The sequence below is a fragment of the Chitinivorax sp. B genome (genome assembly GCF_005503445.1).
Taxonomy (GTDB): domain Bacteria; phylum Pseudomonadota; class Gammaproteobacteria; order Burkholderiales; family SCOH01; genus Chitinivorax.
On record NZ_SCOH01000018.1, the window covers coordinates 69917 to 82497 of the forward strand.

Genomic DNA, 12581 nt, shown 5'->3' on the forward strand with positions numbered 1-12581 from the left:
TAACTCGCTTTTACCTAGCTGATACGTAGACCACGGATGGTCAACAAATGAGGATCCCCGCAATTCGAAAACACCACAACCTTCACATATCGCGCTGTAGCGGGTTTGCTAAGTGTAACGTCAGTCCAGCCGTCTTTGGCATTGGGCTGGCATGCATCATCTGCACCGGCAACGGGCGTCCATTCATTCCCATCACTACTGACCTCGATACGCAAAGCTTTCGGTCCGCGTTTTGGTTGGCCTTCCTGTTGCAGGAGCCCAACGGTGCCAACCGCCTTAGATGCATGCAAATCGACGGTAATGTACTCTGGGAACTTCGGAGGTTGGTCCGAGTGCCATCCTGGCTTTGTTGCCTGCATTAATCCTGCCGGGCCAAGTTCCGCTGTCTGCGAACTGGCGGATATTGTAGGACCATCAGCCTTGGGTTGAGGTTGCGCTAAATTTTCATTCTTGGAAGCTTGTCCAGCATCATTGGAATCACACCCTCCCATGATGACAACAAATGCAGAAATTACGAATAACAGACTTAATTTCATGTTCACTCCCCTGTTTGGTCGCCAAAACAATAAGTACGGAATATACAAATCAAAATTCTAAAGCAGTGATGCCACAATACTAAATTCGGCACGAGCCATGAAACTGTTTCGTCAGAGCCTAAAACGCAGCCAACAGTGAGAAATGTCTTAATCAGATTAAAAATTACGTTTCAAGCATCGTCGATATATTTATCTTCAGCTAGTATGGTAAAAAAGTGGTAGCCAAGTTTCACGACTAGTAACCTCAATGGTCGATGTGAATTCAAGAAGTCGCATGCTTCTTGCAGGATCCCAATGATAAATTCATAATTAAGTTTTGTAACTATTTATAATTATGGATTTGGTGGTTTTTCAGAAACAATCAGCTGATTAGTAATGATTATTATACAAAAAATAAAATTGACTTTCTAATTGTCCATCCTGCTTCATTTTTGATTTTTTGATTCGTGCTGAGGTGCACTAATCGGGGAAATAGCCATTGTTGCAAACCCATCTCGTTATACACATCTTTTTTAATCATTTAAAAACAGTTAGTTACAAGAAAGCATTGTGAATTCTTCAGTGACATGGTCAACAAGCTAAATCAAGGGCCTACGCAAAGCACCACCTTGCAAATAGCATGACAAATGAATTCTGTATAACGAGGTGTTGCAAACCACGTCAAGTAACGATCTATTTGAGAGGCTTTTTGATGCCTCATCCAATAAATATCCGTACATGGAGCACATGTCTATAATTCGAATCGAAAATATTATTCAATTCTTCTGAAGAGGCATCATCTTTTCTGAATAGAAAAAGATGATATGAATCTTGGTTGTTAATACTATCGCATGAATATGTGGCGTTAGTTTGTAAATTATCAGAAAAAATAAGTAGTCGATAGTCAATAACCGATGAATTATTTTTACATTTCTATCGGTAAGTAATTTGAGATATCCATTCCCAGTTTTATTTGAATTTCTGTAGGCCGCCAGAATATAATATATACAATATAGTTAGGGCACCTCTGCACAAATCGGATTTTGACAGATTCTTCAATCTTAAGTGCTTGAATTTACTGGGCGCTGTTTTTCGATTTTTGATTCGTGCAGAGATGCCTTAGGTATCTATACCGTCTGTTATGGACCAATATTCAATAAAATCATGCGGAAACGGAAACTTCTTCTCAAAGCTGTCCGCCATGTCCATATACTTCTCATATGATGCGCAGTAAATATTTTTCCAATCATTTAGTTTTGATCTTATTTCTTTAGTCCAGTGTGAATCGCTCATATTAATTTGTTCGCAACAATGCGATATCAGAGATTTATCATTCGTTGCGACGGATATTGATGCCCTTCCGCATCGTAGCCCAGCAATGATTCTCATCAATGATAACCACTTCCAGTCTTCGCGTTGCGGGACGTTTAGTATTAGCTTAGAGCTAATATTTAGTAAATCTCGCTTCTTCCGTGATACAAGTTGATCAGGCTGTTTGATAGTTATGTTCTCTTTTTTTATTTCTGAAATTATCTCTGATCTGTATTCTGTGCAGTATCCGGTAAATATCAGATCTGAATCACAATTAATACTTTTATGGCTAGTTTCAGGATCTATATAGTTTAATTTTGGAAACGGAACAGATTTTACTTCCGCTCCAGGTAGCATGGTAGAAAAATTCCTAAGCTCGGGTAAATCACCCAGTACAAGAAATGATTTGATGTAGGGTAGGCAGTCAAATAAATATCTGATTCTATTTATTTGTGTAGCCGGATGCATGTAGTCATTATTAGTCCATAACGGATTGCCGTGAATGAAAATATTACCGCTATCAAAATCAAGATGTTCCGTCATTATTATCGAAACACGCTTTCTGGTGTTCAAGCAAAAGTTCTCAAGAATAGCTTTACTCTTTGGTGAAAAATTCTCTATGGCAACATTCAGGCAGTCCGTTCTTGGGCTTCTTCCTAGTGTCACTTTGTAGCCATGCTGTGCAAAAGAGGCGAGAAAGAAATCGATTTGATCGCTTATCCCATTAAATGGATGGTTATAAATCCATAGATGAATTTTCTTGTTATCTGGCTTCATTTTCTGTTTCCATTTCTTCATTGTTATGGTTGACACTTACAAATTCTTTCCTAATGTATTGGTCAATATCATGCATAACACCATCTATACTACTCCCGATGCACTGCGCTGAGTAACTATTTTCTTCTATTTTTTTTATATCAAATGCACCATCCGACTGTGGAATTCCATAGAATGTCGATATGTATTTGACAACATTAAATCCGTTGTAGCCTTCCAGAACCAATTCAACAGAGTCAGAAGCATCATTATTGTGATATTTTTTTCCCTTTGTCTTTATTTGAATAAGTACTGCATTTAGCGATCTCGCTTTGAATGATGACGAATAGCCACCCATGTCTGCCTTGTCGCGAATAAATTCGCCTTCATGTTGAGGGATTGCGTAATATAAATGAAAATATCTAATTACATTGTAACCTGCTACCGAATGCATTATCAGCTCTATGTCTGGCTCTTTGTTCTTTTCAAATATAGTGAATCGCAAGTATTTTTTGTAGCGACGTGAAATCTTCAAAAGATTAGCGGCGTTGCTATGAAGAGACGGAAATGGCATAAGAATGTTAGAGATGAACTCTACAAATTTCATACTTAACATACTTGATGATTGACCATTTATGGACAAATATGCACCACCTAGCTCTGATATGCTCTTTGACCAAGTCAACTTAGGAGATGCCGGATTAATATATTGGGCCACTACTGACCAATCAAGCAGCTCCATTTTAGGATTTCCTGGTGAATGAATATAAGCTCCACCCATTTCCCAAACAATATTTTGCCCAGTATAAATTTTTCTAACTGGCTGAGTGGCGCTTTCGAAAACTCTGGGAATGTCTTCTGACTCTAGGATTGCATCCTCCAGCTTTGGGTAACTATTGTTTTTTTTATGGATTACATGAATATTTGATTCAAAAAATACTCTATTAACATCACCCCAAAAGTTTTCTGAGAACCGCCGTCCTGAATAGTTTACAAGAGCATGAGAAATCATATTTTCTCTTATGGATTCATATTTATTTTCTATAAAAATGAGATTGTCAATTTTCTTTATCAACTGATTCAGTAGTGAATTATCCAACTCTTCTGACTTTATGTATTTGTCAATCAATATGCTTGTCACCGGGTCTTTGTACCATATTGTAGATTTTATCCCTTCCAATATTAATCCATTGAACTCGTCGGTTATGTAGTTATCGGTTCCGATGGTGTCAGTGACAATAGGAACTGTTCCAAGCAGCATTGACTGAATGATCGATGCAGAGTGAAGAGACAAGCTGGGTAATAACAGTATATGCGCTTTTTCTATTAAATTACTCATTTCACTATTTGATAAATAATCTTGGACCCAAAGAATTGACTTTCCCAACTCGGATTGGACGAAATGAATGTTGACTCCATTATCTTTAAGCTCTTGGTCGTTTGGTTTGGCGCATCTGACCAATAGCATTCCCTTTCTTCCATTATTTATAAAATGCTCCCAAAATCTGAGAACTATATGACCTCCTCTATTAAAAAAGTTATTTGGATTCTGATTGGCAGAGTTTATGAACAAAAATATTGGAAATTCTTTGATGTGCTTGATTTTCAAATTACGTTTATATGAAGCGTCACTGAGGCCTATGTCTGATTTTAGTAATTTTATGTCAATGTCCTTATTTTTAAAAAAATTACTGATACTATTCAATGTGTTATCTATGTGTGAAAATATGCCTAAACATAATTCATTGCTGAAAATGTCTCTATAATATGATTGTAATTGTTCGTGATTTTTAAAATGGCCACTTCCTTGTTGATAAAATGGTAAAAATATTGGTGCAAATGACTCGCAGTGAAATATGAATGGCCTTTTTAACGACGGAAACGGTGCAGTATGATGCAATTCTATATCGCCAGGAATCATTTCTGTTAGATACTTGTTGGCGCTAAAGAAATACTCTTCATAAGCTTTATTGATTGGGCTGCTATTCTTCCTAGTATGCGTTGAGTATTCAAGATGATTGTTTATAAACATTTTTCTCAGTGTTGGATCTGTCTTTAATAATTCATTGAGCTTGATATTGTCCCATGTGTTGATGGAAATATTCGATGGCTTGTGTTCAAATAGTGCTCTATATAGTGGATGAAACCCATTTAATGGGATGTAATGGCTTAAACTCCAAGGTGCGGCAACTGTTAATTTTACTTTTTCCATTTTATTAGCCCTATGAAGCCGTTAATTTTCTTGCCGAATGTAACTAACCAGTTTTCCTCAATATTTTTAGTTCTAATTTCTAAATCTTTCTCTTTTAATATTATATCTTTTATCGCATCCTCAATATTTGTAAAGAACTTTTTTGAAGATGAGCTAATTTTTTCGTAATGGTTAATAATTTCTGATATTTCGCCTTTGACTGATTCAATTAATATAGCTTGTTCTTTCTGGAATTTCTCTAGGGCTTCATAATTTCTATTTATATCGTCATAAAATTGCCCAAACATTGTCAATGTTTTAGCTTGACTGGCTTCACATGAGTTGTGAAGAGTGATATATTCATGCTGATTGTGATTGAGAATATCAAGTAACTCTGTTCTTAATTGTGATATTTGCTGTAGAAAAATAACTTGATTGGTTTGATTTGCTTCAAACATTGCTTGGCAATTTTCTTGATCTTTTTGTTTTATTTTCATCAGTTCATGTCTGCAATACTGAATTTGTTCATGTGCTTTATCAAAATTTACATCAATGATTTTCATGGCTGATTCGTGAACTTCCGCAATTTGTATTTTTAATTGTGACAATTCTTTATTGTTCTGTAATATGCGATTATTTGCATCTAATAATTCATTGTTGCATATGTTTTCGAGTGATATCTTTGTTGCCTCGGATATATGACGAGTGCGCACCAGTTCATTATTCAGCTCTAATATTTTTGCGCCAATTTGAGCGACAGTGTTAATCTGATCGTTGGAAATAATCTTTATCGAATCTAATTCTTTCTTCCATAGTTGTGATTGTTCTTGTTCAAATTTTAAAAACCGTTGGTTGTTTATTGAAATGCTATCTTCAAATAACATTTGAATGGATAAGTCTGTATTCTCTATTTCTCGCTGAGTATGTGATACTTTATGATCAAGTGCTGATTGTGATTTAGTTGCGTTTGTAAGTATATTGCTGAATCCTGCTGTATATTTCGAGTATATTTTTGAGAATTCTTTTTCTAATCGACTAATTCTGTTTTCTTTTTCTTCTGATTTGATGTTTATCAATTTGTTGAATCGCTGTGTTATTGAGAGGCCGTCAATTTCAAGTTTTAGTTCTGAGATTGTTCCGGTAATTATTAGGTCTTTATGGTTAAACTTGTCGATCAAATCTGACCAATCTACGTATAAATCAACTTCACCTAATGTTTGACGAATTGCTATAAAAAAATTACGAAATTCTATCAAATTGAAACCATGGTAACTGTCAATTATTCTTGGGGTGTCAGTAATTATCCACTCATCGTTCGCGGCATGGTAGATTGCGTCTGCATCGACTAGTTTCTTGCCAAGTGAAATAAGTGATTCAGTACGTTGGTTATAGCTATGACGCCCCATCATCAGGAGCGCTTTTAATTCGTCGATGGTAGGGGCAGAAGGAATGGCCGCAAGTTGCTCGGACGACAGTGTGGCTAAGGGTAGGCGCCCTACATTCTGTGGCAACGCATAGATGCGACCATCGAATCTCACCAAGTTGCAACCCAGAAAGCCACTTTGCAGGGTCATGGGCATTTTGTCGAAGTTTGCTGACGAGTACTTCGGGCTACGCCGTCGCCACGTCTGGTTGTGCGTTGGCAATGCGATGGTGCCGTCGGCGGGGTAACCGAATCGGGTCAGCAGATCTTGGTTGTCATTCAGAAAGTGCTGGATGACCTCCGGAGGCAGCTGTTTGACAAATCCACCAATCTTGCCTTCCCGAAAGGTAGCGGACTCCGGATTGAAGAGTCGGGCTGCAATCTCACGCGGGTTGCCTGGCGCGTGCAGTTTGAGTTGAATGGACCAGATCAGGCGTTGCTGTATATCGCTATCGGCGCCGCCAGCAGCGCCGATCAGTTCTTCGAATGAGAAGCTGATGACATTCGGAAAATCCAGCCACGGTGTGAACGCACCTAGTCGCTCACGCAGTGGTCCCAGCAACCATGGGTCGTTGAGCAATTTGTCGAGGCGAGCCTCGAAACTGTCGTCGGGTAACCACCCTGCGAAGCTGGTCTTGCCATCGCGGTGATAGTAGTGTGCCTCGGAGACGAGGATGTCCAGCGGGTGGCGGTATATGAACAGTGCTGGTGAGCGCATGAAGGCGTGGTGACGATTGCCGAACGGTGCACGACGTACCGAGTCGACAAAGAAGTCGCGGGCGACAGTATGCGAATTGCTGTATTCCAAGCAATACCATTTACCGCCTTCTGGAAATTCGGGTAGCTCAACGGCACCTTCGTAGCCAAGCGCTTCTGCCAGCTCGTAGGCAAGATGTGTACCGGATTTCGGGATGGTGACCAGAAACAATGGGCGCTGCGAAAAATACCAATTGGTCTCGGGCGCGACAACGGTGAGTTCTGGCCTATCAACACAATCCATCAGGGCAGCGGCGAGTTTCTCGCCATCAGTTTCGGTGAACAGGACATATTGCGCCGAAGCCGATTCTTCCGGGCTTAGGCGATTGAGCGGTTGCACCGGCTTGCCACGCTGTGCTGCGTGCTTCACCAGACTCTGCGCAAGCGGAGCGTTGCCTACGATGGCGATGGTGGCATCTGGCTGTTGCGCCCACCAACCCTCCAATGTGGCAATCAGGGCATCCTGCGTTGGGGGGACGAAGCTTAACCGGTTCATGTTGCGGCTCCATTCACCACATCCATGATGGCGTCCAGCGAGTTGGCAACGCGCACGCCCGGTAGATTGGTCACGTCGTCGATTTGCAGATCGATGGGCCCGAGTGCCTGTGGCAAGGCGTAAAAGCGTCCAGCAAAGGTGACAATATTGGTTTGGCCAATGCTGCTTAGAAGCATTGGGTTGCTGTATTGACGGAGCGTGGGTGCCGGGCTGTCCTGCGTCGGGACGGATGTCTCGTTTGCGTCCTGCCGCATGGCCTGTTCAAGGTGTGCATGCCAACTGTCGGCATGATGCGTGTTGGCAAACAGGACGTGTAATGCGGATTTTGTTTCGTTCAGTATGGTTGGCGTCAGTTGGCGAGACATTGTGTTTGGCAGCCAATAGTCAAGTACTGCATTGATTGCAGCGCAGGTGGCTTCCGCCGCTTCCCAGACCGCCATGACCAGCGTGTCATCAGTGCAGGACGATCGCTCGATGCGCGTGTGGGTACGCCAGTCGTATTGTTTAAACGAGAACCGACTTAGGTCTAGATTGGATTTGTTGAAGGCGAATCCGAACAGGTCTTGATCGTGGTATTCATGGAGCACTGTTTTGTTACGAATGGCATTCGCCAGTTTTTGCTGGAATGGGGTGTATTGGTTTTCATCCAGCATACCGATTGGTTCGTAACCAAAATATGTGGTGAGTGTGTCCAGCCCGTGTGCTCGGATCATGTCCAAATGGGTATTGGTCAGCCAATTACGCCAGCCACCCACGATGCCGTGGCCTGTCCGCAAGTTGTGCTTGTGTGCGCCGGTGAGATTTTTATGATCCAACCGCTGCCAGATCTCGTGGGCTTGATACTCGGTTATGGTCAGGTCCAGTTGAGTGGCAATGCGTTGTACGGTTGAGATGGGGGCCGATATCAGGTCTTCCCAACGCATGATCTGGTATTGATCTGCAACGGCCAGGAACTGGGCCATGTATGAGCGGAACGGGGTGAGTAATGCCGCAAAGAAATTCAGGTCAGAAAGCTTATACAGCGCCAACTGCTGACGGATCTGGTCATTGTCCTGATCCGGCGCCAGGAAGCGCTGGATGTATTCGCTGGTCAGTGCGTTCAGCGAGAAGCAGGCTGATGTGACCGTACCTGCGGGGTGTCGCACTGAAGCAAAGCGCTGATACGCACCATAATGGGCGTGTACTGGCCAGTGTGTCGGGCCAACGTGGGAGTGGATGATCTCGTAGTAGTCCAGTACCTCACATGGGTGTGAGGTGATCAGCGTAAAATCACCGTGACCGCGTACGCCAATATACTTACGGAAACAAGCTCTGCTTGTGTCCGCATCATGAAGCCACTTGGGTCCCCCGGTCAATTGTCTGAAATTGGGGTTGTAGAGGAGCTGCCCCGTTAGTCCACGCTGTTCGAAGACTTGGTCAATAGCGACCGTTAGGGCGTCCGATGCCATATCGCAGAAACACTTGAGCGCGTGCCTGCCGGGTTTGGTATCCGGTCGGTAGGGCAATAACTCGGCAATCACGCTAATTAACAGTGTGAATCCTGTCCGGGGGTAACCAATGACTACTGGCGCGCGCGGATTCATGCGAACGATACCTTGGCCCTGCCGGCGGCAAGCGTGACCACTTCGTGTTTCACGTCCAGATTGATAAATCCACATTGGCCATGTGTGCCTGCAAAAGCCAGTCGTGCTACCGAACGCCGTACATCAAGGTACCGGTCTTCGCCACTGGCCAGCTGATTGGAGCCGATATTCAGGAAATACTCGCCACCTGCCAAGTGTGAGGTGAACCGGAACTTGACTGCCATGCAGCATCCTTTCTGACCGGCGAGAAATGGCTGGTTCATCATGGCGAGGTTCGTTCCAAATACATAGGTGCCATCAATTGTTACCAGTGCAAACCCGACAAAGACACCGTCAATGTCTTCATTGAATCGGAGTTTGGCAATGAGCTCGATTTCGGCATGCAGCGGGATTTCAGGCGGATTGAGCTTACCGTTGGCGATCAGATCGAAGTCGATAATGGTGGCGGCGCCATTTCCTATGCGCGTCTCATGCTTGTGGTAATAAGGATGTTCGCAGACGCGATCATGCAAGGTAGGCGCCAGCGCTTGAATTGCTGGTATGGGTTGGGCTAGTGCCTGGGGTTGCCAGTCTTGCACGAGATTGTCCGGTACGGGTTTGCGCGTACCGAATAGCAGGTCCTGATAATGATTGACTGCAAGCTTGATTGGGCCGGCGTAGCTGAGTCTTCCCTGATCGATAACGATGCCGCGGTGGCAGATGCGTAGCAGTGTGTCCGTGCTGTGGGAGACTACCAGGATGGTCTTGCCAGCCTCCATGAACTCGCGGATGCGCTGAAAACAGCGATGTTGGAATTTGGAGTCTCCCACGCTCAACGCTTCATCCACCACAAGAATTTCTGGGTCGATATGAATCGCTGCTGCGAAAGCCACCCTGACGAACATGCCGGAGGAGTAGGTCTTCACTGGTTGATCGAAGAAATCGCCGATATCGGCAAAGGCTTCGATTTCCGGCATCTTATTTTGCATGGCTTGTTGTGAGAACCCCATGATGGAGCCATTCAACAACACGTTCTCGCGGCCAGTGAATTCGGGATTAAAGCCCGCGCCCAGCTCAAGCAAGGCTGAGATTCGGCCTTGCACCTCTACCGTGCCGTGTGTGGCACGCATGACAGCGCAAATGATTTGAAGCAATGTGGACTTGCCCGAGCCATTCTTACCAAGAATACCGACGATTTCACCGCGCCCAACGTCAAACGAAATGTCGCGGAGAGCCCAAAACTCCTGATGGCGCGGTTTCCCGAATGGGTGTAATGCCTCTAGCATCCGTTCCTTGGCAGATTTGAACAGCCGAAATTTTTTCGATACCTGACGAACTGAAATAGCGACTTCCATATCACGACCTATTTTGTTGTCTGCGAATGCAAGCTGAACATTTCATTGCAATCCGGGTTGCCCGACGGGCACCCGGCGCTTTTATCGAAACCCTTACATGACGTCCGCGAACTCGGGCTTCAGTCTGCGAAACACATGCATGCCTGTTAACAGCATGCCCATTGCCATCCCCCAGAAATACAACGTTTGCACCATATTGGGCAGGGTAGGTTGGGGTGAAACGAGTGACGTGCGATAACCTTCCGCCAAATAAAAAACCGGGTTGTAGACCAGCAAGGACTGATAAGACGCTGGCAATATTTGCGCAGACCAGACGATGGGTGTGGCCCAGAAAACGATATTGAGCAGAATGGCAATGGCCTGTGCGATATCGCGGTAGAACACCTGTAATGCCGACAGCAGCCAACCCAGGCCCAACAAGAGTGTGATGGTGCAGATCAGGTAATAGGCCACCATCAGCCGCTCAGGCATGAATGGCACGTTCATTGCCACCATCAGGATACCGAGAACGGCCAGAAAGATGGCATGCGGAAACAGCCCGGACAAAATATGCACGAAAGGAAGTACTTCTGTCGGGAAGACGGTTTTTTTCACCAGGTGTGCGTTGCTGGTGACGGAATGGGTGATGGCCAGCAAGGTGTCGTTGAAAAAGAACCAGGGTACCAAGCCTCCAATGAACCACAGAATGAACGGCGTATCGGCCGGGCCCTGGGCTTTGAATCCAACGGCAAATACGAAGTAGAACACTCCCACGATGGCAATCGGGTGCGCAAATGCCCACAGCGTGCCGCCCAATGTGCCTGCGTACCGGCTTTGCAAATCGCGTCCTGCCATGGCAAGCACCATGGCGCGGTGCTTGCCAAGTTGTCGGAAGAAGTTGGCAAAGGAAGACGTGTTGTGCGACAAATTCATCATCAGGTCCTGGTAAACATTAACAGTTCTCAACCATGCCAACGGCCGCAGCGGGCGCTGCCAAGTCATGGTTAGCTGGATGCGATGTTGCTGGTGCTGCCGAGCATTCGGCGGCATCTACGATCAGTTCGGCAAATGCCAGTGAGCTGGTGAATGCGGGTGAAATTGCGTTCAGTACATGCAATGTGTTCGGCGTACGCGCCAGGATGTAATCCATCTCCAGTTTGCGTGTTCGCGTGTTGATTAATTGCGGCCGAATGCCTGCTTTAGGTGTGGCAATCATGTCCCTTGCGTCGAGCGAGGGTATCAATTTGCGTGCCGCAGACAGGAAGTTGTGTTTCCAATACTTGCTGATTTCGGCATGTGCCAATTTCCGGAAGTTGCCGTCGTTGCGCAGATACATACTCATCAGCTGGCGGCTAATCGCAGCTGCTTCATTCAACTGAATGCCATGCAGCTTGTCGTAATTCTCGCGGCCAAAGGCTGGGATGGCAGTGGGGCCGATATAAACTTCGCCAGAAATGACGCGGGTCAGGTGCACGCCCAAAAAGGGTAGAGTGACATCTGGAACGGGATAGATATTGGCCCTAATTTTTGGATTGGCTGCGGCGTTGAGTTTCCAATAAATCCCTTTGAATGGCACCAGGGCATAGTCCTCAGCTTGGCCAAAACACTTGGCGATGGTGTCGGCATAGGCACCGGCACAGTTGTACAGGAACCCATAATGCACATCGCCAAGCGATGTGTTCAGGCTGCCGGACGGGCGAATGGTACGTACCACGCAGTCCAGTAGAAACTGTACATTTTGCGCGGCTAACATCTCATGTAACCGCTTGACCACCGCCACACTGTCAATGACCGCCGTGGTTGGGCAATGGATGGCAGCCGGGCCGTCGGTGGCATAGGGTTCGATTTCCCGCAGAATATGATGATCGATCAGATGCGCTTCAATGCCATTTTCGCTGGCATTTCGAAGCAGTTTTTGGACGGTTGGCAATTGCGAGTCATCTGTGGCGAGAATGACCTTGCCGCATTGCGAAAATGCGATTTTTTCCGTCCTGGCAAATTCCAGCATGCGCGCCGCGCCCCTGGCGCATACTTTGGCTTTCAACGTATCACTGCCGTAATAGATGCCGCAGTGCAAGACACCACTATTGCGGCCACTGGCATGCATGCCGGGTCGGGCTTCTTTTTCCAGCACGGCGATGGATGCATGGGCGTATCGCTGCCGCAATTCGAGTGCAACGGTGAGGCCGACTATGCCGGCCCCGATGACCACGAAATCGAACGTCTTTGTGTGCATG

8 protein-coding genes are annotated in these 12581 nt (G+C 45.2%); all 8 read right to left on the minus strand.

The features are described 5' to 3' along the window. Window positions 1–14 precede the first annotated feature (14 nt). The 8 genes from FFS57_RS12740 to lhgD all read right to left on the minus strand — a co-directional run bounded on the left by FFS57_RS12740 (window position 15) and on the right by lhgD (window position 12580). Window positions 15–536 (minus strand): discoidin domain-containing protein, encoded by a 522-nt coding sequence (locus tag FFS57_RS12740; protein WP_137938174.1) that lies wholly within the window; start codon window positions 534–536, stop codon window positions 15–17. A 1098-nt stretch (window positions 537–1634) separates the two neighbouring features. Continuing rightward, the gene (locus FFS57_RS12745) at window positions 1635–2603 is read right to left on the minus strand and encodes a hypothetical protein (protein WP_137938175.1); all 969 of its coding nucleotides are present in this window, start codon (window positions 2601–2603) and stop codon (window positions 1635–1637) included. Further along, entirely contained in the window at window positions 2590–4794 is a 2205-nt protein-coding gene (locus FFS57_RS12750) for a hypothetical protein (protein WP_137938176.1), read from the minus strand. Before FFS57_RS12750 ends, FFS57_RS12745 begins: the two co-directional genes overlap by 14 nt. Next, window positions 4782–7448 carry a hypothetical protein gene (locus FFS57_RS12755; protein ID WP_137938177.1) on the minus strand — a complete coding sequence of 889 codons (2667 nt, stop codon included), beginning with the start codon at window positions 7446–7448 and terminating at the stop codon, window positions 4782–4784. Before FFS57_RS12755 ends, FFS57_RS12750 begins: the two co-directional genes overlap by 13 nt. Beyond that, window positions 7445–9031 (minus strand): sulfotransferase family protein, encoded by a 1587-nt coding sequence (locus FFS57_RS12760; protein ID WP_137938178.1) that lies wholly within the window; start codon window positions 9029–9031, stop codon window positions 7445–7447. Before FFS57_RS12760 ends, FFS57_RS12755 begins: the two co-directional genes overlap by 4 nt. Continuing rightward, the gene (locus tag FFS57_RS12765; protein ID WP_137938179.1) at window positions 9028–10365 is read right to left on the minus strand and encodes an ABC transporter ATP-binding protein; all 1338 of its coding nucleotides are present in this window, start codon (window positions 10363–10365) and stop codon (window positions 9028–9030) included. The genes FFS57_RS12760 and FFS57_RS12765 overlap by 4 nt, the downstream gene beginning before the upstream one ends. A gap of 93 nt (window positions 10366–10458) precedes the next feature. Then, window positions 10459–11280 carry an ABC transporter permease gene (locus FFS57_RS12770; RefSeq protein WP_171013908.1) on the minus strand — a complete coding sequence of 274 codons (822 nt, stop codon included), beginning with the start codon at window positions 11278–11280 and terminating at the stop codon, window positions 10459–10461. 16 nt (window positions 11281–11296) lie between these two features. Next, complete coding sequence (gene lhgD, locus FFS57_RS12775; protein WP_137938181.1) at window positions 11297–12580, minus strand: L-2-hydroxyglutarate dehydrogenase; 1284 nt, start codon at window positions 12578–12580, stop codon at window positions 11297–11299. Window position 12581: the final 1 nt, after the last annotated feature.

Coding starts and splice junctions, on each gene's coding strand:
- FFS57_RS12740 (WP_137938174.1), bottom strand. CDS start 536: ATGAAATTAAGTCTGTTATTCGTAATTTCTGCATTTGTTGTCATCATG.
- FFS57_RS12745 (WP_137938175.1), bottom strand. CDS start 2,603: ATGAAGCCAGATAACAAGAAAATTCATCTATGGATTTATAACCATCCA.
- FFS57_RS12750 (WP_137938176.1), bottom strand. CDS start 4,794: ATGGAAAAAGTAAAATTAACAGTTGCCGCACCTTGGAGTTTAAGCCAT.
- FFS57_RS12755 (WP_137938177.1), bottom strand. CDS start 7,448: ATGAACCGGTTAAGCTTCGTCCCCCCAACGCAGGATGCCCTGATTGCC.
- FFS57_RS12760 (WP_137938178.1), bottom strand. CDS start 9,031: ATGAATCCGCGCGCGCCAGTAGTCATTGGTTACCCCCGGACAGGATTC.
- FFS57_RS12765 (WP_137938179.1), bottom strand. CDS start 10,365: ATGGAAGTCGCTATTTCAGTTCGTCAGGTATCGAAAAAATTTCGGCTG.
- FFS57_RS12770 (WP_171013908.1), bottom strand. CDS start 11,280: ATGATGAATTTGTCGCACAACACGTCTTCCTTTGCCAACTTCTTCCGA.
- lhgD (WP_137938181.1), bottom strand. CDS start 12,580: ATGCACACAAAGACGTTCGATTTCGTGGTCATCGGGGCCGGCATAGTC.